This is a genomic window from Pseudomonas sp. GW822-FHT04C11 (assembly GCF_058800905.1).
In genome coordinates, this window is record NZ_JBXAMS010000004.1 from 31,622 (window position 1) to 56,221 (window position 24,600).

Annotated in this window: 28 protein-coding genes, 1 tRNA gene and 3 pseudogenes; 16 read left to right on the top strand and 16 right to left on the bottom strand. The window is 57.5% G+C overall.

All coding sequences use genetic code 11. The annotated features are described in order from the left end of the window. Positions 1–35 precede the first annotated feature (35 nt). Positions 36–953: a LysR family transcriptional regulator gene (locus tag AC1RJ3_RS07890; protein WP_493078265.1), complete on the bottom strand. Its 918-nt coding sequence runs from the start codon at positions 951–953 to the stop codon at positions 36–38. Positions 954–1,057: 104 nt separating this feature from the next. Here AC1RJ3_RS07890 and AC1RJ3_RS07895 point away from each other — a divergent pair, with 104 nt between their 5' ends. Beyond that, positions 1,058–2,803 carry an amidohydrolase gene (locus AC1RJ3_RS07895; protein WP_493078267.1) on the top strand — a complete coding sequence of 582 codons (1,746 nt, stop codon included), beginning with the start codon at positions 1,058–1,060 and terminating at the stop codon, positions 2,801–2,803. Between the two features lie 125 nt (positions 2,804–2,928). Here AC1RJ3_RS07895 and AC1RJ3_RS07900 read toward each other — a convergent pair whose 3' ends face one another. Beyond that, the gene (locus AC1RJ3_RS07900) at positions 2,929–3,816 is read right to left on the bottom strand and encodes a Dyp-type peroxidase (protein ID WP_493078269.1); all 888 of its coding nucleotides are present in this window, start codon (positions 3,814–3,816) and stop codon (positions 2,929–2,931) included. 319 nt (positions 3,817–4,135) lie between these two features. Between AC1RJ3_RS07900 and AC1RJ3_RS07905 the strand changes: the two genes are divergently transcribed. Both AC1RJ3_RS07905 and AC1RJ3_RS07910 read left to right on the top strand, forming a co-directional pair. Further along, on the top strand, positions 4,136–5,761 hold the full coding sequence (locus tag AC1RJ3_RS07905) for an NADP-dependent glyceraldehyde-3-phosphate dehydrogenase (protein WP_493078271.1): 1,626 nt from the start codon (positions 4,136–4,138) through the stop codon (positions 5,759–5,761). A 30-nt stretch (positions 5,762–5,791) separates the two neighbouring features. Further along, positions 5,792–6,871 (top strand): FUSC family protein, encoded by a 1,080-nt coding sequence (locus tag AC1RJ3_RS07910; protein WP_493078273.1) that lies wholly within the window; start codon positions 5,792–5,794, stop codon positions 6,869–6,871. Positions 6,872–6,878: 7 nt separating this feature from the next. Here the strand turns inward: AC1RJ3_RS07910 and AC1RJ3_RS07915 are convergent, their stop codons facing one another. Further along, positions 6,879–7,772: a DMT family transporter gene (locus AC1RJ3_RS07915; RefSeq protein WP_493078275.1), complete on the bottom strand. Its 894-nt coding sequence runs from the start codon at positions 7,770–7,772 to the stop codon at positions 6,879–6,881. Positions 7,773–7,905: 133 nt separating this feature from the next. Here AC1RJ3_RS07915 and AC1RJ3_RS07920 point away from each other — a divergent pair, with 133 nt between their 5' ends. Beyond that, the gene (locus AC1RJ3_RS07920; protein WP_019690796.1) at positions 7,906–8,343 is read left to right on the top strand and encodes an Lrp/AsnC family transcriptional regulator; all 438 of its coding nucleotides are present in this window, start codon (positions 7,906–7,908) and stop codon (positions 8,341–8,343) included. A 57-nt stretch (positions 8,344–8,400) separates the two neighbouring features. Continuing rightward, on the top strand, positions 8,401–8,730 hold the full coding sequence (locus tag AC1RJ3_RS07925; RefSeq protein WP_103317930.1) for a YceK/YidQ family lipoprotein: 330 nt from the start codon (positions 8,401–8,403) through the stop codon (positions 8,728–8,730). A 64-nt stretch (positions 8,731–8,794) separates the two neighbouring features. On the opposite strand, the gene AC1RJ3_RS07930 is transcribed toward AC1RJ3_RS07925, so the two are convergent. Beyond that, positions 8,795–9,466, bottom strand: coding sequence for a Bax inhibitor-1/YccA family protein (locus tag AC1RJ3_RS07930; RefSeq protein WP_054596977.1), 672 nt, complete (start codon positions 9,464–9,466; stop codon positions 8,795–8,797). A gap of 124 nt (positions 9,467–9,590) precedes the next feature. Here AC1RJ3_RS07930 and AC1RJ3_RS07935 point away from each other — a divergent pair. Next, a tRNA-Ser gene (locus AC1RJ3_RS07935) sits at positions 9,591–9,678 on the top strand. A 217-nt stretch (positions 9,679–9,895) separates the two neighbouring features. Next, positions 9,896–10,105, top strand: coding sequence for a hypothetical protein (locus tag AC1RJ3_RS07940; RefSeq protein WP_493078278.1), 210 nt, complete (start codon positions 9,896–9,898; stop codon positions 10,103–10,105). Positions 10,106–10,353: 248 nt separating this feature from the next. Here the strand turns inward: AC1RJ3_RS07940 and AC1RJ3_RS07945 are convergent, their stop codons facing one another. The 3 genes from AC1RJ3_RS07945 to AC1RJ3_RS07955 all read right to left on the bottom strand — a co-directional run bounded on the left by AC1RJ3_RS07945 (position 10,354) and on the right by AC1RJ3_RS07955 (position 13,155). Next, a complete protein-coding gene (locus AC1RJ3_RS07945) occupies positions 10,354–11,571 on the bottom strand; it encodes an MFS transporter (protein WP_493078279.1) in 1,218 nt (405 codons plus the stop codon). A 21-nt stretch (positions 11,572–11,592) separates the two neighbouring features. After that, complete coding sequence (locus AC1RJ3_RS07950; protein WP_347929786.1) at positions 11,593–12,456, bottom strand: NAD(P)-dependent oxidoreductase; 864 nt, start codon at positions 12,454–12,456, stop codon at positions 11,593–11,595. A 117-nt stretch (positions 12,457–12,573) separates the two neighbouring features. Next, the gene (locus AC1RJ3_RS07955) at positions 12,574–13,155 is read right to left on the bottom strand and encodes a TetR/AcrR family transcriptional regulator (protein WP_054596973.1); all 582 of its coding nucleotides are present in this window, start codon (positions 13,153–13,155) and stop codon (positions 12,574–12,576) included. 224 nt (positions 13,156–13,379) lie between these two features. On the opposite strand from AC1RJ3_RS07955, the pseudogene AC1RJ3_RS07960 reads away from it, so the two are divergent. After that, a pseudogene (locus AC1RJ3_RS07960) lies at positions 13,380–14,115 on the top strand (SOS response-associated peptidase family protein). A gap of 257 nt (positions 14,116–14,372) precedes the next feature. Next, a complete protein-coding gene (locus AC1RJ3_RS07965) occupies positions 14,373–15,206 on the top strand; it encodes a WG repeat-containing protein (RefSeq protein ID WP_347929785.1) in 834 nt (277 codons plus the stop codon). A gap of 353 nt (positions 15,207–15,559) precedes the next feature. Here the strand turns inward: AC1RJ3_RS07965 and AC1RJ3_RS07970 are convergent, their stop codons facing one another. Continuing rightward, positions 15,560–16,090 carry a GNAT family N-acetyltransferase gene (locus AC1RJ3_RS07970; RefSeq protein WP_347929784.1) on the bottom strand — a complete coding sequence of 177 codons (531 nt, stop codon included), beginning with the start codon at positions 16,088–16,090 and terminating at the stop codon, positions 15,560–15,562. A 248-nt stretch (positions 16,091–16,338) separates the two neighbouring features. Then, entirely contained in the window at positions 16,339–16,485 is a 147-nt protein-coding gene (locus AC1RJ3_RS07975; protein ID WP_158246534.1) for a hypothetical protein, read from the bottom strand. Positions 16,486–16,960: 475 nt separating this feature from the next. On the opposite strand from AC1RJ3_RS07975, the gene AC1RJ3_RS07980 reads away from it, so the two are divergent. Further along, positions 16,961–17,422 carry a hypothetical protein gene (locus tag AC1RJ3_RS07980; protein WP_054596970.1) on the top strand — a complete coding sequence of 154 codons (462 nt, stop codon included), beginning with the start codon at positions 16,961–16,963 and terminating at the stop codon, positions 17,420–17,422. A 48-nt stretch (positions 17,423–17,470) separates the two neighbouring features. On the opposite strand, the gene AC1RJ3_RS07985 is transcribed toward AC1RJ3_RS07980, so the two are convergent. The 3 genes from AC1RJ3_RS07985 to AC1RJ3_RS07995 form a co-directional block, all read right to left on the bottom strand. Next, positions 17,471–17,680 (bottom strand): hypothetical protein, encoded by a 210-nt coding sequence (locus AC1RJ3_RS07985; RefSeq protein ID WP_054596969.1) that lies wholly within the window; start codon positions 17,678–17,680, stop codon positions 17,471–17,473. A 59-nt stretch (positions 17,681–17,739) separates the two neighbouring features. Then, complete coding sequence (locus AC1RJ3_RS07990) at positions 17,740–17,973, bottom strand: hypothetical protein (RefSeq protein WP_054596968.1); 234 nt, start codon at positions 17,971–17,973, stop codon at positions 17,740–17,742. Positions 17,974–18,195: 222 nt separating this feature from the next. Further along, positions 18,196–18,747: a papain-like cysteine protease family protein gene (locus tag AC1RJ3_RS07995; RefSeq protein ID WP_347929783.1), complete on the bottom strand. Its 552-nt coding sequence runs from the start codon at positions 18,745–18,747 to the stop codon at positions 18,196–18,198. Positions 18,748–18,909: 162 nt separating this feature from the next. On the opposite strand from AC1RJ3_RS07995, the gene AC1RJ3_RS08000 reads away from it, so the two are divergent. Next, on the top strand, positions 18,910–19,041 hold the full coding sequence (locus tag AC1RJ3_RS08000; protein WP_256583881.1) for a hypothetical protein: 132 nt from the start codon (positions 18,910–18,912) through the stop codon (positions 19,039–19,041). A gap of 85 nt (positions 19,042–19,126) precedes the next feature. Here AC1RJ3_RS08000 and fabF read toward each other — a convergent pair whose 3' ends face one another. Further along, complete coding sequence (gene fabF, locus AC1RJ3_RS08005; RefSeq protein WP_493078283.1) at positions 19,127–20,395, bottom strand: beta-ketoacyl-ACP synthase II; 1,269 nt, start codon at positions 20,393–20,395, stop codon at positions 19,127–19,129. Positions 20,396–20,508: 113 nt separating this feature from the next. Between fabF and AC1RJ3_RS08010 the strand changes: the two genes are divergently transcribed. Continuing rightward, entirely contained in the window at positions 20,509–21,018 is a 510-nt protein-coding gene (locus AC1RJ3_RS08010) for a winged helix-turn-helix transcriptional regulator (RefSeq protein WP_054596965.1), read from the top strand. 45 nt (positions 21,019–21,063) lie between these two features. Here AC1RJ3_RS08010 and AC1RJ3_RS08015 read toward each other — a convergent pair. Further along, a pseudogene (locus AC1RJ3_RS08015) lies at positions 21,064–21,453 on the bottom strand (VOC family protein). A 711-nt stretch (positions 21,454–22,164) separates the two neighbouring features. Beyond that, positions 22,165–22,332, bottom strand: a complete 168-nt coding sequence (locus AC1RJ3_RS08020) for a DUF3088 family protein (protein WP_237142916.1) — start codon at positions 22,330–22,332, stop codon at positions 22,165–22,167. Positions 22,333–22,342: 10 nt separating this feature from the next. On the opposite strand from AC1RJ3_RS08020, the gene AC1RJ3_RS08025 reads away from it, so the two are divergent. Beyond that, complete coding sequence (locus AC1RJ3_RS08025; protein ID WP_493078286.1) at positions 22,343–22,582, top strand: lysozyme family protein; 240 nt, start codon at positions 22,343–22,345, stop codon at positions 22,580–22,582. Next, on the top strand, positions 22,579–22,992 hold the full coding sequence (locus AC1RJ3_RS08030) for a hypothetical protein (protein ID WP_493078288.1): 414 nt from the start codon (positions 22,579–22,581) through the stop codon (positions 22,990–22,992). Before AC1RJ3_RS08025 ends, AC1RJ3_RS08030 begins: the two co-directional genes overlap by 4 nt. Before the next feature lie 51 nt (positions 22,993–23,043). On the opposite strand, the pseudogene AC1RJ3_RS08035 reads toward AC1RJ3_RS08030, so the two are convergent. After that, a pseudogene (locus tag AC1RJ3_RS08035) lies at positions 23,044–23,163 on the bottom strand (lysis protein); the annotation flags it as partial. 183 nt (positions 23,164–23,346) lie between these two features. On the opposite strand from AC1RJ3_RS08035, the gene AC1RJ3_RS08040 reads away from it, so the two are divergent. Both AC1RJ3_RS08040 and AC1RJ3_RS08045 read left to right on the top strand, forming a co-directional pair. Next, positions 23,347–24,024, top strand: a complete 678-nt coding sequence (locus tag AC1RJ3_RS08040) for an SOS response-associated peptidase family protein (protein WP_347929779.1) — start codon at positions 23,347–23,349, stop codon at positions 24,022–24,024. Between the two features lie 216 nt (positions 24,025–24,240). Continuing rightward, complete coding sequence (locus tag AC1RJ3_RS08045) at positions 24,241–24,585, top strand: hypothetical protein (protein ID WP_347929778.1); 345 nt, start codon at positions 24,241–24,243, stop codon at positions 24,583–24,585. The last annotated feature ends 15 nt before the right edge of the window (positions 24,586–24,600 follow it).

Consider the following 24,600-nt stretch of genomic DNA (forward strand, 5'->3'; position numbering starts at 1 on the left):
CGGGTTTTCCTGACAATAACCGCCAGTCGTAACGCTTAGCCCAAGCCGCGCTGGCGCAGAAAAACCGAAATGAAATCGATGAAAGCCGCCACCTTGGCAGTGGCGCGACGGTGGCTGGGATACACCGCCAGGATGTGCGAACCGAACGCGTCCGGATCAATCTCGTAGTCGGCCATCAACCGCACCAGCCGGCCATCCGCCAGATACGGCGCGGCACTCCACAGCGGTGCGTGCAGCAGCCCGCGTCCCGCCAGCGCACTGGCCAGCAGCAAGTCGTAATTGTCGCTCTTCAGGCGCGGCCGCGACGGCTGGGGCAAGCTGAGCCGTTGACCGTCGCGCTCGACCCACCAGAATTCACGGCTCAGGGCCGCATGGTGATAGAGCAGCCAGTGATGCTGATCGAGGGTCTGCGGCGTCACCGGAACCGGGTTGCGCGCCAGGTAATCCGGGCTGGCACACAGGGCCAGGCGATTCTCACCGATGACTCGAGCGATCTGTCCGGGCAGGTCGTCATGACCTTCACGCAACGCCAGGTCGTAGCCGCTTTCGAGCAGATCGACGAACTCATCGCACAGGTCGATGTGCAAACTGATTTGCGGGTACTCATCGAGAAAGCCTGCGCACGCCTCGTCGAGAAAGGCCCGACCAAAGGCCAGCGGCGCAGTGATTTTCAGCGTGCCCTGCAAACCATGCTGCACCTGCAGGATCTCTTCGCTGACCTCTTGCAGGCGTTGCAACACCTGGCGCGCGGTCTCCAGATAAAGCCGCCCGACCTCAGTCAATAAAGTGCGCCGCGTGCTGCGCTCGAACAAGCGCGCACCCAGCTCATCCTCCAGATGACTGACCGCTTTGGTCAGCGCCGACGGGGTCTTGCCCAGTTGCTGCGCGGCACGGCTGAAACTGCCGTGCTCTGCGGACGCAACAAACATTTTCAAGGCACTGAGCGTGTCCATGGTTTTTCCATTCAGGCAAAAGGGTTTTGCTGGTTTCAGGTGTTCTGCCCAGCGTGCCAAGCCACTAGTCTCGCTGCCAGACGAATAAAAACAAGGCATCCCGCATGAATAGAGTTATCCCGACATTCCTGAGCTGCGCCGTGGCTTTTGCCTCGATGGAAGCCATGGCCGCCGCCGATCTGGTATTGATCAACGGCAAGATCTTCACCGCCGACCACGCCCAACCCAAGGTCCAGGCCCTGGCAGTGGAGGACGGCAAAGTGTTGCAGGTCGGCAGCGACGCGCAGATCAAGGCGTTGATCGAGCCCTCGACCCGGGTCATCGATCTGGCGGGTAAAACCCTGATGCCCGGCCTGATCGACAGCCATTCACACGCGATCTTCGGCGGCCTCGAACTGGCCTCGGCCAACATGGAAGATGAACAGGTCAGTCTCGATGTGTTGGAAAAACGTCTGCGCGGCTGGCGTGACGACGGCAAGGCAAAACACGGCGATGTGCTGAGTGCGGCCGGCATGAGTTCGACCTACTGGGCGCAAGCCGAAGCCTTTGCCCAGCGTTTCAACCAGGGTGAATGGGCGCAGGTGCCGATCGTGTTCATCGGCAGCGACCACCACACCGCCTGGGCCAACAACGTGATGCTCACGCGTGCCGGGATCGACGCTGCACTGATCAACACCCTGCCCGCCGCCGAGCGCGACACCATCGGCCGCCTGGCGAATGGCGCGCCCAACGGTTTTCTGGTGGATGCAGGTTGGGACCGGGTCGCTTCGATCATGCCCAAAGCCAGTCCGGCGGACCTGCTGCGAGCCGCCCAGGCCGCGCTGCGGTTCAACAACAGTTTGGGTATCACGGCCTGGATGGACCCGGCCGCCAACGCCGCGCCGGGGGAACCGGTGTTCGCCCTCAAGCCCACGGAGAAAACCGTCGGCGTTCTACCGGTGTACAAGGCGCTGTCTGAAACCGGGGCCATGAGCGCGCACGTCGCCGCGCTGCTGGTGGCCAACCCGCGAAGCCGCCCGGCCGATCTGGAGACGCTGGACACGGTGCGCAAGCAGTTCCAGGACATCCCGAACCTGAGCCTGCCCGGCATCAAGATTTTCGCCGACGGCGTACTGGAATTTCCGGCGCAGAGCGCGGCGCTGATCAATCCCTACAACAACTCGCACAAACAGGGTGAGCTGTTGATCGATCCGGCGCATTTCGGTGAGCTGGTCAGTGCCGCTGACCAACGCGGCTGGCTGGTGCACATCCACGCCATTGGCGACCGTGCGGTGCGCGAGTCGTTGAACGGCATCGAGCAGGCGCGCAAGGATCGGCAAAGCGGCGTGACCCACTCCATCACTCACCTGCAACTGGTCAACCCCAAGGAGTTCGCCCGCTTCAAGCCACTCAATGTGATCGCCTCGATGCAGCTGCTCTGGGCCTCGGCTGACGAGTACACCCTGGACATGATCAAGCCGTACGTCAGCGCGCTCGCCTTCCGCTATCAGTACCCGGCGCACTCGTTGCTCAAGCAAGGCGCAACGATTGCCGGTGCGAGTGACTGGCCGGTGTCATCGCCGAACCCGTTCAATGCGATGGCCCAGGCCATCACCCGTGTCGGGCCCAAAGGCGTATTGAACGCCGCCGAGGGCATCGACCGCGAGACGATGTTCTACGCCTACACCGTCAATGCCGCCCGCACCATTGGCCTGGAACAGCAGATCGGTTCGCTTGAGCCCGGCAAGCAGGCGGACTTCATTATCGTCGACCGCGATGTGTTCAAGGTCGACGAAAAAGCCCTGCACGACACTCGGGTGCTGAGCACCTGGTTCGCCGGCCGCGAAGTCTATGCCCCCGCCGCACAGTAAAAAGCGATTAGCGCCCCCCCCCCGATCCGTAGGAGCAAGGCTTGCCCGCGATGGCGGTATGTCTGATACACCGCGATATCGTTCATCGCGAGCAAGCTTTGCTCCTACAGGATCTGCGTTAGTCTTCAGCCGATGTTCAGTGCACGCAGATCCAGCTGGCCGTCCTTGAGCGGAGGGCACCAGTAGTAACCACCGGTGATCGGCCGGCTCATGCGGTACAGACCGTCAACGACGCCGTCTTCCAGGCCACTCATGCGGCGCAGTTGGGCTTCGAAGGCGTTGAAGGAATGACCGAAGGCCAGGAACATCAGGCCGGCACGATCACCTTCGATCCACGGCATCGAACGGCGCACAATGAAGGCTTCGGGGGTGAAGCTTTCCTGGGCCGTGCGTTTGACGTGGGCGGAGATCGGCGCGTCGTCGAGTTCTTCGTTGTCGCTCTTGCGGCGACCAATGATGTTGTCCTGCTCATGGGACGGCATCGCATTAAAACCGCTCAGGTCATGCTGCCACTGCTGGATCGCGGCGAAGCTGCCACCCACCGGACTGTCCTCACCCTCGGCCACCAGCGCTGCGGCAACGGCGGCTTCGTCGTGGGGGTTTTCGGTGCCGTCTTCATAGCCTGTCAGGTCGTGGCCACTCATATGACGGAAGGCTTCATTCATCTGCACCAGGCGCAACGCCGGAGCCAGCGCAACTTCAAGGGCGCGGCTACGATTAAGCAACTCGCCGCGATCCTCACCGTGCAACCAGCACCACAGCGCGTGCTGGGTCGAAGGGTTATCGACGCCAACGCCGATCATCGCCGGGAACGGTCGCAGCCCCGCTACTTTCGCGCCCAGTGCATTGACCAGCGACTTGCCAAAACCGACCACTGCCGACTTGCCGTCCACCAGTTTCATCAGGTTGTCGAGCGCAGCCGGCAGAGTTTCGGCGGATTCGAGAGCGAAAAACAAATGACGCGCCTGAGGCGGAACGGGGGTGGCAAGGATGCCCGGCTGGTAGTAACTCATGAGAACTCCTCTGGAAAGGCATGAAGTTTACCCGGCACGCGGCAGTTTGTGTGTGTTGAAAGGTGCAAGAGCAGTGCAGACACGAAACTGTGCTGATGTCGCTCAAATCCTCCGTAGCAGTTGCCGAAGCAATCTGATAAAACGATTCAGCAATGCTAATCATGGCGCACATCCTATGCCGAGCCAAAACCGGCATCAGAATGATGTGTAGCCATCGCCGTCATTCCAGAAAAAGACACGGCTGACAGGTCTTGACCTCATGGCAGTGTCTGGCGATAAAAACCTTATCCGCATCACCCAATCCAGACGGGGTAGCGACATGAGCACAGAAAACATCCTTGGCAACCTGTTCCCGACCGCCCGCGACATCCCGGAGCAATACCGTCTCGACGGGCAAACCGAGCAACGTGAATACCTTGTCGATGGCGTCCTGAAAATCTGGAACGGCCCGCTGGCCATCGTCCGCAGCCCGGTCTACCTGACCGGCGAAAATGGCGATGAGCAAGTCATTCTCGGCAGCACGCCACTGCTCGACGCCGACACCGCATTAACCGCCCTCGACGCTGCTGTCCGTGCCTATGACCGTGGTCAGGGCAACTGGCCAACGATGCGGGTGGCCGAACGGATTCAGCATGTCGAAGCATTCCTCTCCCGCATGCGCGAACAGCGCGAGGCGGTGGTCAAGCTGCTGATGTGGGAGATCGGCAAGAACCTCAAGGATTCGGAAAAAGAGTTCGACCGTACCTGCGATTACATCGTCGACACCATCAACGCCCTCAAGGAACTCGACCGTCGCTCCAGCCGATTTGAACTGGAACAGGACACGCTCGGCCAGATCCGCCGCGTGCCGCTTGGCGTCGCCTTGTGCATGGGACCTTACAACTACCCGCTGAACGAGACCTTCACCACGCTGATTCCGGCGCTGATCATGGGCAACACCGTGGTGTTCAAACCGGCCAAGCTCGGTGTCCTGCTGATTCGCCCGTTGCTGGAAGCGTTCCGCGACAGCTTCCCGGCCGGGGTGATCAACGTGATCTACGGCAGCGGCCGTGAGACCGTCAGCGCGCTTATGGCCAGCGGCAAGATCGACATCTTTGCCTTCATCGGCACCAACAAGGCCGCCAGCGACCTGAAGAAACTTCACCCGAAACCACACCGCTTGCGCGCAGCGTTAGGGCTGGACGCGAAGAACCCCGGCATCGTGCTGCCCGAGGTGGATCTGGACAATGCAGTCAACGAAGCCGTCACCGGCTCGCTGTCGTTCAATGGCCAGCGCTGCACTGCGCTGAAGATCCTCTTCGTTCACGAGCAAGTGGTCGACCGTTTCATCGAAAAATTCAACCACAAGCTGGCCTCGCTCAAACCCGGCATGCCATGGGAAAGCGGTGTGTCTCTGACGCCGCTGCCGGAGTCGGGCAAGGTCGATTACCTGCATGGGCTGATGGACGATGCCCTGAGGAAAGGCGCCAACGTGGTGAACGAAAATGGCGGCCAGGCACGCGGTTCGTTCTTCTATCCGGCGGTGTTGTACCCAGTGACCACCGACATGCGCGTCTATCATGAAGAGCAGTTCGGCCCGGTGGTGCCTATCGTGCCTTATCGTGACCTGGACACGGTGATCGACTACGTCCTCGAGTCGGACTTCGGACAACAATTGAGCCTGTTCGGCACCAATCCCGCCGAGGTTGGGCGGCTGGTGGATATCTTTGCCAATCAGGTCGGGCGGATCAACATCAACGCCCAGTGCCAGCGCGGCCCGGACACCTTCCCGTTCAACGGGCGCAAGAATTCGGCTGAAGGCACGCTGTCGGTGCACGACGCGTTGCGGACTTTCTCGATCCGCACGCTGGTGGCGACCAAGTTCCAGGAGAGCAACAAGGAACTGATCAGCGACATCATCCGCGGACGGGAGTCGAGTTTCCTCACCACCGACTATATTTTCTAGCACGCACACCGAGGACACCCTGCGAACCCGATGACAGCCTTTCGATCATCTCGATTGCCTCCGTTGCTGCGCCGGCTGCTGCGTCCGCTTCTGGACCCGTACCGGCGCTATCGCAACGCCAAACTGATCCACGCCGTTCGGGTGTCGCTGGGGCTGTTGGCGACGATTCTGCTGACCACCGGCATCCATCTGCCCCACGGTGAATGGGCGTCGGTAACCATGTTGGTGGTGATCGGTGGTTTGCAGCACCACGGCAATATCGGCAAAAAAGCTGCCGAGCGCGCGTATGGCACGCTGATCGGTGCTGGCGTGGGTTTGCTGCTGGTGGCGCAGCAGGCGTGGCTCGGCATGCCGTGGCTGACTTACTTCGGTATGTCGGTGGTCTGCGGGTTCTTCTCCTACCACGCAATTGGCAAGGGTGGTTACACCGCGCTGTTGTCGGCCATCACTGTATTCATCGTCGCCGGACACGGCGATAACCCGGTGACCGACGGACTCTGGCGCACAGTCGATATCCTCATCGGTATTATCCTGGCACTGGCCTTTTCCTTCGCACTGCCGCTGTACGCGGTCTACTCCTGGCGCTACAAACTCGCCAGTGCCTTGCGCGACTGCGCGAGCATTTACAGCCGGATCATCAGTGGCCAATCGGTCACCGATGACCACTACCTCAAGATGCTCAGTCGTCTCAATGGGATGATGGTGCAACTGCGCTCGTTGATGCCTTCAGTGTCCAAGGAAGTGCGAATGTCCATGACCGAGCTCGACGCCCTCCAGCGCAATTTACGGATGTGTATCAGCACCCTGGAAATCCTCGCCAACACCCGCCCCGAAGCCAACGACGAACAGGCCATGGCACAAATGCAACTGGCGTTGAAAGCCGAGCACCGGCAGGTTCGCGTGTTACTGATTGGCATGGCCCGGGCGCTGCAATCCGGTACAACACAGCGCCTGGAGCGTGCGACCGATGAAGCCGCACCGCAGGCCGCCATGGGCACCCCGGTCTACAGCGCGCTGGACGGTTACCGATTACTGACCCGACAACTGACCGCCAACCTGAATGACATGCGCCTGCGCTTGGTGAAGACCGCCCCACGCTGGAAAATCTGAGCGTCGGTCACTGCGTCGCGACTTTACGAACGCCGTTGCCCCAACCTTGTTGCATACCCGCAGCGGCCAGCAGAATCGCGACCACACCGATCCACTGCAACAGTTCGAGGCGGTGACCGAAGGCGAACCAGTCAACGAAAATCGCTGCAATCGGGTAGATGAACGACAGTGCGCCGGTCAGTGCCGTCGGCAGTTTCTGTATCGCGCCGTACAGCAGCACATACATCACGCCGGTGTGTGCAATGCCCAGCGTCAGCAAACTGGCCCAGGCACCGGGTTGTTGCGGCAACGCGGAAAAATTCGCCCAGGGTGCAAGCAACAGCACGCCGGTGCAGACCTGAATCAACGCGATCAAATGCGGCGGTGTGCCGGTCAGGCGTTTGATGATCAGCGCGGCAAAGGCATAAAGCAGCGCGGCGCCCAAGGCCAGTGCAATCCCCAGCAGGTACTCACCGCCTCCCGCGCCCTGCTCGCCATGGGCACTGACGATTGCCAGCATCCCGAGAAAAGAAACCCCGAGCCAGAACAGCTTTTGTGCGGTGATCTTCTCGCCGAGAAACAACGCAGCCAAACCCACCAGCATGAACGGTTGCACGTTATAGACCGCAGTGCCGATGGCAATCGACGCTCGTGAGTAGGAGGCAAACAACAGCACCCAGTTACCGACAATCGCGACGCCGCTGAGCACCGCCAACAGGAACGTGGTGCGGGTCAGAATGCCCGGGTGCAGAAAGCCGAACACTGCACAAATCAGCAGCAAGGTCGCAGCACCGAACACGCAGCGCCAGAACACCACGTCCAGCACAGGCTGGCCGGAAACCAGCACGAACCATCCGATGGTCCCGGAAATAAGCATAGCGGCGGTCATTTCCAACGAACCACGACGCAGTGTTTTATCCATGATCAGGCTCCTCGATATGAGCCCAAAGTATGCCAATCCAGCGCCGTGCCACTCCAGCGTCAAATGCAGGCTAAACTGCCAGTTCACCTTTTTTATCAAGGCAGATTCCAGTATTTGCCTAATCGGGGGCTGTATGACTGACGACATTGACCAACTGCTGATCGCCGCCCTCATGGAAGACTCCCGACGCTCGCTCAAGGCCCTGGCACAGATCAGCGGCCTGTCCTCACCCAGCGTCGCCGAGCGCCTGCGCAGACTCGAAGAGCGTGGCGTGCTCAAGGGCTACACCGTCGACATCGATCCCAAATGCTTCGGTTATCAACTGCAGGCCATCGTGCGTATTCGCCCGTTGCCCGGCCAGTTGCAGAATGTCGAACGGCAGATCCAGGCCATTCCCGAGTTCACCGAATGCGACAAGGTCACCGGCGATGACTGCTTCATCGCGCGCCTGCACGTGCGTTCGATGGAACAGCTGGACACCCTGCTCGACCGCCTCAACAGCTATGCCGAAACCAATACTGCAATCGTCAAGAAGACCCCGGTGAAACGGCGGTTGCCACCGATGGCGTGAGTGCTGTTTTGTTTTGAACCGCGTAGATTGAGGACTTTCCGGCGAAGGATTGGCGGTATGAAAGCTCAGGCTATGTTATTGGCAGCACTGATGCTCGCAGGGTGCGGCACCATCCAGACAGTGGTGCGCCACGACGATGCGGCCATAAAGAGCCTCAAGGAACAGAAAAGCTACTGCGGCGCCGTCCCTCGAATCTACAGCGGCGTGACCTACGATTTCTGCACACTGTATGCTCCCCTGCGCTCAGGCGTCGACGCGCAAAAATACGACAACGCCACGATTATCGTCTTGATTGACGCCGTAATTTCCGGTGCTCTCGACACTGTGTTGCTGCCCTACACCATTTACCGGCAACAGGCCGATGGCAGCATCATCGTCACCGAGTGAGCCCCGCCCGAATGCCAGGCAACAAAAAACCCGCCGTAGCGGGTTTTTTGCTCAAGGCTGGCGATCAGTCATCGCGGCCCATGATGCCGAACAGCTGCAACAAGCTGACGAACAGGTTGTAGATCGATACATACAGGCTGATGGTCGCCATGATGTAGTTACGCTCGCCACCATGAATGATGGCGCTGGTCTGGAACAGAATGCAGACCGAAGAAAACAGCACGAAACCTGCGCTGATCGCCAGTTGCAGACCGCTGATCTTGAAGAACATGCCCGCCAGCGTCGCGCCCAGCAGAACGAAGAAACCAGCGGTGATGAAACCACCGAGGAAGCTCATGTCCTTGCGGGTGATCAGCACATAGGCCGACAAACCACCGAATACCAGTGCGGTCATCGCGAAAGCCGAGCTGACCACTTCAGCGCCGCCTTGCATGCCCAGGTAACGGTTGAGAATCGGGCCCAGCAGGAACCCCATGAAACCGGTCAGGGCAAACGCCGACACCAGGCCCCAGGCCGAGTCACGAAGCTTGTTGGTCAGAAAGAAAAGCCCGTAGAAGCCGATCAGCACCACAAACACGTTCGGGTAGCCGACACGCATCTGCTGAGCGACGAACGCCATCACACCGCTGAATGCGAGCGTAAGGGCGAGTAAGCCGTAAGTGTTGCGCAGGACGCGGCTAACCTCTAGCTGCTCAGCCTGCACGCTGTTATTAACTGCGTAATCCTGTTCGCGCATGGCGACACTCCTGTTGGTTTGAAACGTTCAGTCGCAAAGATCATAACAGACGCTCTGTAACAAGCTACGCAGAGAGTTTGACAGTGTGTTTCATTCAGGTATTATGGCGCCCGCAACGCAATACGGAGGTGTGGCCGAGTGGTTTAAGGCAACGGTCTTGAAAACCGTCGACTGTAACAGGTCCATGAGTTCGAATCCCATCGCCTCCGCCATATTTGTACGTTAGAGCCCTGATTATTCAGGGCTTTGTCGTTTCTGGGGTTTGGTGAAAATCTCGGCGCTCGGCATGTGTTCCAGAACTATTTTGGAAGTGCTCCAGAACTAAGCCCGTTTTTCAGCCCTTCCGCCCCCTCCCTCGACCGCTCCATTTCCCCGTCGTGTAACACGATATTTCATCTGCGAAGCTAAAGCCTCCACGGAGGATTCGCGATGCCAAAATCAGACCTGCTTCCTTCCCTGCAGTTCAATATCAACGAAAACCAACTCGCCCTAGAGTCAGCCATCCTGAGGCTATCTAACCGGGTTGAGCGGAGTGGCTCGGCCAACGCCGTCGACAACTTATGCGGCGCCCTGGACACGATCGACCGGAATGAGGAGTTCATCAAAATGGCGCTTGCGGTGCTGATGGCAGCAGAGTGACGTTCAATGCCAACAGCGCGCCCAGGCGCCTGCAATCACTAGGTGCGGGCAGATGCCAGGTGAGCAGCGACAGCAGCACACTTACCGGCAGTAGGATTAAGAGTAACGTCGTGATGGGCCGATCCGGTGGCAACCATTCCGAAGCCACCAGATACGTCGCCCCCCCTCAAAAAAATCATCAGCGCAAGAGCCGTCACACCACATCGTGCTAAGTATTCATCGCGGTCCTTTACACGGGATGCCTTCGATCAAGAAGCAGCGATGCGATGGCCTGGCCGGAAGCCATGCACTCCGGCCGACCAGACCACCGACAGGCCCAGCAACGCCAACACGGCCAATGCCCACGGAAAAGACGCAGGCCCGAGACGCTCTAGCAAGACACCGCCCACCGCGCCGCCACCGGCCACAGCCAGGTTGAAGACCGTCACCAGCATGGATTGCGCCACATCGGCCCCCTCGCCAGCCGTATCAGCCAGAGCGGTTTGTAGCAACGTCGGTGCACCGCCAAAGGTCAGACCCCATGTCGCAACGCCCAGTAGCACCACCAGCGCCGAGCCGCCCGAGAAACCCAACATCAGTGCCGCTACGGTGAACACGGCCAGACTCAGCAAGGTCAGTGTGCGCAGCCAGCGATCCACCAGCACGCCGGTGATCCAGATTCCCATAATGGAGGCCACACCGAACAACGCCAGCACGGCGTCCACCCGATGCCCAAGCCCCACCGACGCCAGGAAGGGCGCGATGTAAGTGTAGAGAACGTTGTGCGCCAATATCCACGCGAATAGCGCGAGCAGTACCGGACGGATGCCGGGCATCAGGAAGATGCGTCGGATCGGCACGCGCTGCCTGGCGGACTGTCCTGCGAAGTCCGGCACCGCCAACCGCACCCAGGCAAATAGCAGTAGCGACAACGCCGACATGATCCAAAACACGCCTCGCCAATCGAACAAGGTGCCCAGCCACGTTCCCAACGGCACGCCGATGGCCAAGGCAATGGGCTGGCCAACGCCCGCTATTGCCAGTGCTCGTCCCTGCAGGTGCTGGGGCACCATGCGCCGTGCATATCCGGCCAGCAGCCCCCATATCACGCCGGCCGCCATACCAGCGACGAAGCGCGCTGCCAGGATTAGCTCATAGTGGGCGGACAAAGCCGTGACGGAATTGAAGACCAGCAGACCGCCAATGGCCAGCAGTAGCAACGGCCTGCGGCTCCAACTGCGTGTGGCGGCGATGATCGGGATTGCGGCCAGTACCGCCCCCAGTGCATACAGGGTCACTAACTGGCCCGCCAAGGCTTCGGAGACACCCAGGCCCTCGCCAATCTGCGGCAACAGACCGGCTGGCATAGTCTCGGTCATGATGGCAAGGAAACCCGCCATCGTGAACGCCAGCAGCTTCCAGACAGGTAGCCCTACAGCGATTGCCTCATGAACGGTTACGGGAGTTTCTTGATTTCGGATGCTCATACGGTGTTCTCCTTATGTATATCAGGCGAGATAGGACGCGGCCATGTCCTTGGCGCCGTGCCCAGCTTCCAGCGCACGCTCGAAGCGGCAAAGACCGGCCTGCGCCCCATCCATCCGCACACCGACTTGGGCGGCTGCCTCGACCACCAATCTCGCGTCCTTCACTGCATTGACGATGGAGAAACTAGCGGTGTATTCCTCGGCCAGGATGGTGGCGGCCTTGGCCTGGAAATAGCTGCTGTCCATCGGACCGCCCGTGACCACATCCACCACCAACGCCGGATCGACGCCCAGCCCTTTGGCAAGCGCGAGGCTCTCTGCGAGCCCGTGGGTCAGCGCAAAGGCCCAGTTGTTGAGGGCGAGCTTCAAGCGGCTGCTAGCGCTCGCGTGCTCGGACACCCACAAGGTGCGTTTGCCGATAGCATCAAAGACTGGCTGAACGACTTCGCGCTGCTCGACCGGACCAGACGCCAGAATGATCAGTTGCGCTAGTTCGGCTGGCTGGCGAGTGCCTTGCACCGGAGCGTCATAGAACACCAATCCATACTGCTCGGCCAACGAGGAAAGCGTCTCGATGGCCTCGATACCAACGGTGCTCAATTGCAGCCAGACGGCGGCCTTGTTCAAGGCCGGTGCCGCTGCCTGTATGGCTTCCTGAACGCAGCGACCATCCTTAAGTACAGTCACGATGATGTCGGCCCCCCTTACAGCATCGGCCGGGCTGTCGAATGCCAGGATTCCGTCATCCACCAAAGCCTGTGCCTTGGCGGCGGTGCGATTCCAGGCATGCACGGTGAACCCCCGCTTGCGCATATTGCGCGCTACGGGAGCGCCGATCAGGCCAGTGCCGAGGATAGCGATGGTGGTTTTCTGGTTAATGCTCACATGAACTCCTTTTGATAGCGGATGAAGACCCCCTAACTGGAATGATCATTCCAATTTAGATCAAACAAAACCCGCCATCCCTGTGCACTCCGATGCACCAGGATGGCGGGTGGGTGGTTATAGCGTATTGAGCGCCACGTCGATCACATCCAGTAGGCACTGGCGACGCTGCCGCGCAGGGCTGCCCTTGCCCAGTACACGCATCCCCTGCATGGTGTTGACAAAGAAACGGGCCAGCGCACGCGGGTTCTTCTCGGCAGCAATCTCGCCTGATTGCTGCCCCCGGATGATCAGTTTCTCCAGCGCCTTCAGAAGGCGCTGGAAGTTATGGGCCACCAGTTCGGCCACTGACTCGTCATGACCCGCCAGCTCCAGCGTCGCATTGGCAACTAGGCAGCCGCGGCGCTGTGGATCGCCCAGTTCGTCCTCCACAATGCGCATCAGAAGTTGCTGGATCACATCTTTTGTCGAACCGGGGCCGGCCATCAGTTCCACATTGGCCGTAGTTATTGCCTGGTATCGGCGCAGCGCCTGTTGATAGAGCCCCTGCTTGCTCTCAAACGTGCTGTAGAGACTGCTGCGCGACAGCCCCGTGCCTTCGACCAGATCCTGCACAGAGGTCGCAGCATAGCCGCGCTCCCAGAAAACGCGCATGGCGGCATCGGCGATTTCGTCGGGTTCAAATTCCTTGGTGCGCATGCTAATCCATACAATTGGAATGATCGTTCCCAATAATTTACGATGTGCTTTCTGGAGCGTCAACAACAATCGGATCGTCCATCGATATGCCATGAAACATGGCCGGCGCAAGTCAGCGGTGCGCTCCGCCATGATCAACGCTCTCAGAGCCGGTACCGGTTTTTCACGGAGATGAGCAGTTCCAGACTCAGCTAAGCTGAAACCTCCACTGGAGGACTTTGCCAATGTGCGGAAGACTTTCCCAGTACAGAGGAATCCACGACTTCGTTGCGGCGCTGAGCATGCCTAACGCCCTGGTCAACACCCTAGGCGATCAGGCCTCGAGCGGTACAACGTCGCGCCATCGACTCAGGTCGCCCTGTTCCATCTCGAAGGCGACACTCTGCACGCTGACCGGGTGCGCTGGGGGTGAGGCCCGCACTGGGCGAAGGATCGCGCCGCGCCGATCAATGTCAGGGTTGAGAAAGTCGCGCACGGATCATTCTTTCGGGCGACCTGGCCAAACGCGCCATCACACCCATCGACAACTGGTTTGAGTGGGTCGACGAAGGCTGACCGAAGAAGCAACCCTATTTGATCCGGCACCGGGACGGTTCACCGATATTGTGTGCCTCCATCGGCCAGTTTCCCGATAGCGATGAAGGCCCTGGGGAGCACGACGGCTTTGTGATCATCACCGCCGACAGCGCCGGCGGCATGGTCGACATTCATGACCGGCGACCGTTGGTGCTTGCGCCGGAACTGGCACGGGATTGGCTCGACCCGGCCACACCCAAGGAACGCGCCGAGCATATGATGATTCAACAGGGAGAGCCGCCTGAGGACTTCGAATGGTTCAAGGTCAGCGCAGCGATTGGCAATGTGCGCAACCAAGGCGCGAGCCTGACCAGACACCCGCACCTAGACACTCCACATCCCCGAGTCCTGTCGGGTGCCGCCGAAGTTCCTCAGCATGGATGATATAGTAGGCGGTCTGCTCGAAGTGTGGCTCGCCTCACATGCAGCGTATCAATGAACGACGCCCTGATTTTCGCTGCCCTGCCTGCTGGAGCGCGGTAAGCTTGCTCCATGGCACGTTGCTGTCTCGGTTGGGTCATCCGGAGCACTGGTTGGGTTTTGCCGTCCCACCCAAGCATTCACGGAGGCGGAACGCAGTGTCTTAAACCCCTTCAGAGTCTCCCGAATTAACCCGAAAATTTTGGAATGGAATCAAATTTATGGTTGCTGTACGAGTGATATGGGGTTTGTATTTTTTTGTTTTTTGCATTTTTTCCAGCCACGCATCTGCTGGAAATAATAATGCTGACGAGTATCCGATTCCCTTTGAGCTGAATCGAAGCTGGGGGGCTAAAGATAAGAATGGTGTGATTGTGATTCCACCAATCTACAAAAATGTATTGCTATTTAAGGGAGGTATAAGCATTGCAAGAATAGACAAGAAGATAGGCTATATCGATCAGAACGGGGGAATCGCTATACCCTTCGAGTATGATAAAGGTTTGAATTTCAATCATGGACTTGTTGGTGTTTGCACTGAAGGCAAGTGCGGATATCTAGACGCAAAGGGAAATATAGTTATCTCTCTTCTGTATAAAGAGATAGACTACTTCAGAGACGAGCACGGAGGCCTTGCGATAGTAAAGGGAGAACATGGCTGGGGAGTTATTGATACTGCAGGGCGCAACATAATTGAGCCAGTACTTAGGACCAAACCATCTATTTCCGAAGGGGTTATAATTGCCTTTAAAGGCGCACGCGACGGCATGATATACGACATGAAAGGCAATCAGTTAACGCCGTTAAATTATGATCAAATTGCTTATAATGTGTGGGCCGGAAAATACCTCAATGATAATCTTTTCACAGTGGCAATCGATGGTAAATGGGGGTTCATTGATAAAGCTGGCAAGGTCATAATCCCTATGCGCTATGACAAGCGCGCTTTTTTCTTTGAAGGTTATGCCGAATTAGTTCGAGACGGGAAGGTCTACCGCGTAGACAAGCAAGGGACGGAGGAGCTAATTGGTGATTGGCAGCAAGCAACTCCATAAGTGCTGCGACCTGCGGTTGAGGCCTTTGGTATCACCACCCAACCCGCCCACTTGCAACCATTTCGTTGCCAGCGCCGGTGACATCAAGTTCAAGAAAGAGTGACTCCATGGGCTACGCAATATCACCGCAAACTGGGGCTCAGCGGCACATGACTGGAAAAGCGCGATGAATCAATTTGCGATTCTGTACGGAGATCGATTTATCAGGCCGACCTGGTAAAAGCACGGCCTGCCTGACGGCAGGCCGTTACCGGCCCGCACACAAAATATCTGACAGTCCCCTGGACATGGCAACGCCCTCACCTCAAGCGATACCCCCGGCGTCCTGCCGACCGGGCATCGCGCAATACAACTCACCCCTTCGGAAAATACTCTGGATTCAAGCATGACACGCATACTCTATCCACGGCCTCGCCGTTTACCCAGTAGTAGCCATTCAACGTGGCCTCAACAACCCAGCCGGCTGCGGTGTACGCTTTTATCGACGCAATATTTCCCGAGAGCATCCCTCCCTGAAGACGTCGGATATCGAATCTTGAAAAGGCGATTTCATTAGCTAAGGCGATGGCTTTTTTAGCAACCCCCTGACCAATAAACTTTCGATTCCCGATCAAACACACAAGGTCTGAAGTCTTATTTTTCAGGTCCATTGGACCTATTTTCACGTTCCCTATCTTTTCTCCACTATCACTCTCAATCAGAAAATAAGCCCACAGGCCTGACTCGACTCCTTTTCTGTAATCTTCCGTGATCATCTGTTTCGTGAATACACGGCCGGACCCAGTAAAGTAATTCAAATGCCCGTCATCATTGTTGAACCAAGACAGATACTGATCGTCAATGTCGCCAAGCTCAAGCTCGCGCAGCGTTATCCCTATGCTCATACCGCTCCTTAAATGCTGAGTAATTTTGTGACAGAAGGCTCTATCTATTGAGCAAGATTACAAAACTGCATGTCGCTACAATACTGTCTATTTTTGGTGTTCTGTCGACCCAACACAACCCCCTGCGCTGGGGCAAGTCGGGCGCGCGCTCCTTCATGAACCACACTGCCGGCGCCGGTAGCGGTTGGCACTGCGCAACCACTGGCTGAATCCGCTGCGTCGATGAGGACTGACACACACCGAGGCATTCACAGCAACGCCCTGCGCAGCCCTTCCTCGAACACGGCATCCGGATAGGGACTCCCGCTGTTTTCGTGAACAATGATCCCAAGCATCACCGCGCGCAGGGTCGCCGGGTTCTTGATATCGATCACATCGTTCGGCTGCACGCCCATCGAGCCAGCACCTGCACAACCAGCACCAACGCCCTCCCCGATGAAAGCCGCTCCAGCAGTTGCCGCAATTGCGAAGCCCGCAGCGACAGCCATGCGCTCGGACCGACTCTGTCATACCAGGCAATCGAGAGTCCGCGCCACAAAGTGCAGATAATCGAAAACGTGGCGCGAATGTTTCGGAATAAGAGCCTGGCAGAGCTGAAGCGCGACCCTGGTGACGAGATCGTTGAGCCAGCATAGCCAGAGTCACACCACATCAAAATCAATAAGCCCTGTATCAATCACCCATTTATCACCAAGGCGAGCTGAACTCACTCGACAGCCCTGGTGGGCTCCCTTGAGACATTCGGCGACTTTTCGTACAGACCCTAATTTACACAACAGGACTTATGTAACCCGACAATACGCCGATACCATGCAGCGGCACGGAAGCACCGAAGCAACACTTACTTCATAGAAGGCAGGAACCTGAACAATGTTTGAACACATCTGGCGCAGCATCCATTCCCCGAACTACTTCCCCAATGTACTGGAGTGGATGATCAATATTCTCCTCAACCCGTTCATGGTGATTATGTGCCTGATGGTCGGAGCGCTGGCCGGTAAATGGTGGAGAGCCGTCCCCTACGGCAGCCTGATTTGTTATGTGGTGTTCCTGAGCCGGTCGTCATTCTATCGGTGGGGAAGCATTTTCCCCGAAGCCGGCCTGCCTGCGCTGTTCATTGATGGCGCACTGCTGGCCCTCCTCGGCTTCTATTTGAAAGGCGTACTCAGAACCCGCTCAGAAGCAAAACCCGAAGGCCATTGGTTGCGCTGGCTTTATCAAAGCCTGAAGGTCGTCATGCTGACAGTTATGGTGATGTTCTGGGCGCTCGTCGTGCTGTTTGTCGTGACCTTCACCGTCTCGGTCGCTACCCAACCATCATTGGTGCACTGACCCACCTTCTGCTTGCCAGGGTCTGTACGAAAAGTCGCCGAGTGGCGATCAGGTAGTTCTCGTACAGAGCCTAATATCCCGATCAGACAATTCGGGATCAAGGATCGCCGGAAACAGTGCCCGGATGTGATGTTCACTCAGCCACTTGTCGCTGGTCTTATTGAAGCAGATGCTTCTGCCCGGGCGGCGCAGCTCAACGCAATACTCAAGCTCATCCGCAATTTCGAAAACCTTTTTCACAAACTCATCAACATTCATGGCCGACACTTCATTGGTGCGTCAGCAGAGTGTAGGACTCCCCCGTACCCACAGAAAACCTATAGACCTCGCTCAGCAACCATCCACGCCCCCTGCTCCCGGCCCGCTACCTGCGCCAGCCCGCGGTCAGCGTAAGTCTGGTCACCGGCCACAACCGGAATCACCACCTCATCAACGCGCTTCACCTCGACATTGATCCGCCAGACCTCCTGGCCGCTCTCCAGTGTTTCGCACTCCATGTAGTTCCAGAGCCGAAATCCTTCGTGCTCGTCATAAATATCATGCTTGGTCATGTGGTGATCTCTTTAAGGTGACCGCATCGTAGCACTCCACTGTCGGGGCATGGCCCGGCATAGGACGTCCCATGCCCACAGGAAACCGAAAGCTTGATATCCGCAGCATCTTTACCGATTCGTTGTCGCGACCGTAACCCAGCTGGTACCACCAGCGAATGAGTCCGCCCCTTTATTCTCGAACAAGCCAGACGACGCCCGTAAACATCTACAACTCAAATATTAATCCCCAGCAACTACTAATGTGTGCTGAGTACCCCATTTCAAAAAATATTGTAGATCGCACGTCTCAATAACTCCGAACCAAGGATCATAATAATCAATTGTACTAGCAGCAGCATCATAGCCAAGCACCACTACATAGTGCTGCTTAACAAAAACCAAAAAACCTGAATACTGACCTGCATACTGCAAAATCGGCTCCAGCTTTTTATAGGCCTTAATCTCGCGCACGCCATGTACAAGTCCGCTCTCCTTTGAAAAATGAAACTTATTATAATATTCAGCAAGACTATACAACTGATCAAAGGTAATACCATCATAAACCCACTCAGGATAGAAACCAATCACAGCCTGTTCCGAAACCTGCACACCATTTAGTCTCATCAATACCGAAAAACTCGCAGCCCAACAACTATGACTAACCTTCTGTATTTCAATTTTTGGAAAAACAGTAAAGAATTTTTCTCGAGTTACGCCTTCATATGACATATAAATTCCCTTTCTATTAGAAAGCCCATCAAACAAGCCCGAAACGTAGAACTGGCTACCCATCTATTCATTTGTAGTTGATGGGCACATTTTTTGCCAAGACCCTGCTCGTTGTTGACAGTGCGAATGAGGCTGTAACCGATCATCAGGTTGATCATTCGGCTGCAGCGCTACCACTGAATCCCCCCCTTCAAAGTCAGCCGCTATAGCGGTAAAGGAACAGTCATGCCTGAAGAAACTGTTTTGCCTGTCGCCCCGGTCGGCATCGATCCTGCGGAGTTTGTGAATTCGGATTTTCATTTCTTAAATACCCCGATAGCAGAGTCGAAGGCGGTCAGTGGGGCGGTTGATTGGTAGGACCAATGTCCTGGGGGATGTTGAGGTCTCGACCTACCGGTGCTGAAACCTCAACGACACTGAAAACCGGACTGAATACCCAGTTTTAAATCCAGCGTCGGAACAGCACGCTGGCGTTGACCCCGCCGAAACCGAAGCCATTGGACAGTGCATATTCCAGGGGCAGGTGCTGGGCCCGGCCGCGAATCAGGTTTAGGCCTTCGGCAGCGGTATCCGGGGCTTCCAGATTGAGTGTCGCCGGGACCACCTGATCGCGCAGCGCAAGTACGGTGAAGATCGCCTCGATCCCCCCCGCAGCACCCAACAGGTGGCCAGTGGCGGATTTGGTCGAACTGATCGCAAGGCCGCTGTCTGTGCCGAACAGGGCTTTGATTGCCGCCAACTCGCCTTTATCGCCCACCGGGGTCGAGGTGGCGTGAGCATTCAAGTGCTGAACCTGGGATGCTTCCACGCCGGCTTGGCGCAACGCCTGCTGCATGGCCCGGCGGGCGCCGTCACCATCTTCCGGCCCGGCAGTCATGTGGTACGCGTCGGCGCTGGTGCCATAACCCACCAGTTCAGCGATGGGCCTGGCGCCGCGCGCCAGGGCATGTTGCAACTCTTCGATGACCAGTAGGCCGGCGCCCTCGCCCATGACGAAACCGTCGCGGGCCTGATCGAAGGGGCGCGAGGCGCGTTCCGGGGTGTCGTTGTAATCGCTCGACAGGGCGCGTGCGGCAGCGAAGCCAGCCAGGCTGACCCGGTGAATGGCCGCTTCCGCCCCGCCACAGAGCGCTACGTCAATTTCCCCTGCACGAATCATCCGCGCAGCGTCGCCGATGGCCTGGACGCCCGCCGCACACGCCGTCACTGGAGCCCCCAGCGGCCCCTTGAAGCCATGACTGATTGAGACATGACCGGCGGCCATATTGCTTAGAAATGATGGAATGGTGAAGGGTGACAAGCGTCGCGGCCCCTTGCTGTCAGTCGTCCGCACAGCTTCGGCAATCGCCGGAAATCCGCCCACGCCCGAAGCGATGATGGTGGCGGTGCGCTCCTGCGCCTCTGGGGTTTGCGGCGCCCAGCCGGCCTGTGCCAACGCTTCATGGGCCGCTGCCAGGGCGAACAGAATGAAGCGGTCCATCTTGCGCTGTTCTTTTGGTGCCAGCAGTAGATCCGGATCGAAGCCGGCCTCAGGGTCTTGGATGCGGTCGGGAACCTGGCCGCCGATGCTGATAGACAGATCGCCGATTAGCTCCGGCGGCAACTGGCGGATCCCCGACTGCCCGGCAAGAAGGCGTTGCCATATCTGCTCGACTCCGCAGCCAAGTGGGGTCAGTGCGCCCATGCCTGTGACGACGATACGTTTGTTCATGTTGGTCTAGCTCCTTCTGCATATTGGGGGGTAGCGACATATGGACGTCACTATCATTATGAAAGTAACATACCGGACCAACAAATGTTTGAACCCCCCCGTAAGGAACTGCCATGCAGCGCAAGACCCTCATCCATGCCGAATGTCCGATTGCCCGCAGCCTGGAAAGGGTTGGCGAGTGGTGGAGCATTTTGATCATGCGCGATGCCCTGCATGGCCTGAGACGCTTTGAGGAGTTTTCCCGAAGCCTGGATATTGCCCCGAACATGCTCACCAGACGCTTGAACTCGCTGGTGGAGGCGGGTCTGCTCGAGCGTCAGCCTTACAGTCAGCGCCCGTTGCGCTACCAATACGTGCCGACTGCCAAGGGCGAAGATTTCCGCGTGGTGCTCATGGCCTTTGTGGCCTGGGGCAATCGCCATTACGCTCCAGAAGGGGAAAGCGTGCAGATTGTCGAGCGGAAGACTGGGCGGCCGGTGCTGCCGATGATGGCGGATATCACCGATGGCCATCTTGTGCCCTTGGACCAGTGCAGCGTACAGGCCGGACCAGCCGCCAGCGCGGGCATGCGTCAGCGGCTGGGATCCATGGCTGACCCGGATGAGCCTTGCCAGGTCGATTGAGGAGCAGTACAGCGGATGAGCGCGGCACTTTAGGACTGCCAGCGGTTATTCGCCTTGTAACTCACTATTCATGGCACGTCCAAAGCGATCGACCAGCATACCGAAGCACGCGACCCAGACGATCGCTTGCAGCGGCAGTTGAATGTTGCCCCCATCCGTCAGCGCGGCGAAGATCTGCTTGGCTTCAGCGATGCTGGTCACGTTGAGGGACACGGAGCAGCCGCTGATGCCGTTGTCGGGGCGTTCCGGAGTGGTGTCCAAGCCGAAGATGGTCTGGTCGCCGGCCAACAGGCGGGTGTAGATGATGCGGTCGTGGTAATCCACCAGCACGTCATCGAGGGCAGGGCTTTCGCCGAAGTTCATCATGACTTCGATCTAGCCTGGCAGGCATTGGGCATAGAAGTTGAAGGCGGCTTTGCATTCGCCATTGAAAATCGGCGAAGAACATTTGTTTCATCGAGGCGCAGTCGTTCGGTTCGTGTGAGGCGGGTATTTCACCAAATCTGAAAGTCTTTTTCAGAGTTTCCCTAACGGACGTTTCAATAAAAAAAAGCGCAAAAAAAACGCTACTCATTGAGTGGTGTTTTTCTGTATTTGGAGCGGGAAACGAGACTGAAACCCGCGCTCTTTCTCCTTGAAAGCGTTGAGATTTTTCTAGCGTCAGCGCTTTCGATGTACTGGATGATGTACATATTAGGTGAGGCTGGAAAGACCCTATGCTTTACAAATCATTCAGAGGCATTCGTAGCGCCCGTCATCTCTCACACCGACATGCTCTGGAAGTCTTTTTTGCGTGTTCAGTTTTCGAATGTCCGCATTCGGCTCGAGTGCTCTTCCTAGAAATAGCGAAGCGAACGGAGGCCTGACTGACCATACACCGCGCTGGTTAATGCAAGACCGTCACTATTCGGCCGATTTAGGCCTACTGGTACAGCCCCCCTTGTCCTTGCGTGTCAGCCGAACTGTCGGTGCCCGCGGGGAAAATACTGCCGTAGCAGGCCATGAGTCTTCAACTTTGTCCCACGTTGCGGTCGCGCCAAAGGAATAGGCCGGCGGCTCGCAAGCGAACCGTCGGCCCGCGGCCCGCGGCCTGCCGTCACGAAGTGCGGCGGGCCGTTTTTGGTGCGTGTACCTGATCGCTACCGATTACGACGCCTGCACGACGCTGTACTGTGACGACAGGTAGCGCCGGATATCGTCGGGCGCGTTGATGAAGCGCGTGCCGTTGTACTCCTGAACCGCAACGGACACGTCCTTTGGCTCCCGCCCTTTGCCGAGCACGATCACCGGCGCAGACTGATGCCCTTCTTTCATGGAGGAAAAGATGGGACTTACCGACTTTACGCCTAACACCCAAGACCTCATCGCGGTCGACATACGCACCCTTGGTGTGATCGACAAGATCAAGGCTGGCGACATCCCCGGAGCCATGCCGAAGGCGGCAACGAGGTGGGCGGCACTTCCCGAAGGGCCTGGCAAAGCGAATCATTACCCGCCGCAACCGTATGTCGAATGTTCAAAATTTTTGGCGAACTACAAATCGGCTGAAGGGAGTGTTAAATGAAGCTTTCGATCCTCGCGCTCATCGCCCTCTATTGCATTGGCACCAATGCAGCGTTTGCGGATGGCTCGCAGGCGACAAACGACAGGCGCGGGCCGGCAGGCATCGCCGTCGGTGAGTCCTTGGTCGCGGCCAAGGCCAAGCTCATCAAACAAGGATGGACGCCGACACGGATACATACCGCCGACGGCTATGAATATAGTGGCGTGGAGCGTGAGCTGGCTGCGCACAAGTACTATGAGGTCGATGTCTGCTCTTTTGATAGCTCGCGTTGCATCTTGTTCTACACAAAGAACGGCGTTTGCCTGCGCGTAGACACTATCGGCGAGCAATTCAATGACATGACGGTTACGCGATGGGCCGATGAGTGTCCTGACGCACCTCCAAAACCAAGTAAGCGCGGCGCGGGCTAGCGACCGACCATTGCCGAAAATTGCGGTCATTGCACTTCCGTGTGATCCCCTCCTCACAGACGCCTGGCACGCAGCCAGAGCGATCAGTCCTCGGTCGCCGTCGTCGGTGATGCCGATAATTCGTCGAGCATGCGCCGGGGCAAGTCGGGCGTGCGCTCTTCCATGAGCCAATCGGGTGTTTGTGCAGGCTGGGGCGTGTAACTCAGGAGGTTCTAGCCCACTCAAGCTCCCATCAAAACCCCACATTGGCCCACCCTCCCAAATGCGCGCACTGCTTCGGCAGTATGTTGGACGGCCTCATAGAGCGCCCGAAAACGATCGTCTAAACTCAGGGTTGAACTTGAGGGTTCAGCCATGTGCGGACGACTTTCGCAATACAAGGGTATCCACGACTTCGTGGCGGCGCTGAGCATGCCCAATGCTCTGGTCAACACCGTTGGCGACCAGCCGCTCGAGCAATACAACGTCGCCCCCACAACAAGGGTCGCCCTCTTTCACCAGGAGGGCGACACGCTGTACGCCGACCTGGTCAGGTGGTGTTGGCGACCGCATTGGGCAACCGATCAGCCAGCGAAACCGAACGGCAGAGTCGAAAAGGTAGCGCATAGCCCATTCTACCGGGCGATCTGGCCACACCGAGCAATCACCCCCATCAACAACTGGTTTGAGTGGGTCGATGAGGGCGGGCCAAAGAAGCAACCCTATTTGATCCGGCATCGGGACGGCTCACCGATCCTGTGCGCTGCTATCGGCCAGTTTCCGAGCGGCGACCACGCGCCCAGCGAGTATGACGGCTTCGTGATCATCACTGCCGATTCGGCAGGCGGCATAGTGGACATCCACGATCAACGCCCGGTAACACTGGCGCCCGAGGTGGCACGGGAATGGCTCGACCCGACCACCCCCAAGGAGCGCGCCGAGCATATGATGATTCAACAGGGAGAGCCGTCCGAGGCCTTCGAATGGTTCAAGGTCAGCGCAGCCATTGGTAATGTGCGCAACCAAGGCGCGAGTCTGATCAAACCGGTCTGAATTGCTATTTGTCCCGCTGAGCCCTGCAATTCACGTAGGCATCACTCCCCCGGCTTGGCACCATACGATTGGCAAACGGCGTCATCCGTAGCGTTTTTCTCCACCATGGCGGCAGACAGATTTTTTAAACATTACGATAAGCTCATGGAGAGACCATTGCATTACAGCAATGGGACTATCTGGTTTCACACACAAGAGCTTTGGCGGATCGCTTAAATGAAACCACACCTTGTAGCTTGCATTTTGCTCTGTTGCGTTAGCTTTTTTGCGAACGCAACAGATGTTCCGATTAAAAAAGGAATGTCATTCTTAAATGCACGAAAAGCATTGATTAAACATGGCTGGAAGCCAGGTTTACCGAATGAGATGCAGTCGGTTGGCACTGCAGTAATACTTAAAAACATGGGTATTAGTGAAATCGAAAGATGCACCCAAGGGGTGCAATATTGCGAGTTCAACTACAAGAGAAACAAGGAATGTCTAGGCATCACCACCACTGGCGAAGAAGTAAAAGATCTGATAGTTGATGGCTGGGGCTTCAAGTGCCCCGAGAGGTATTAGAGAGGTTGCGCAACC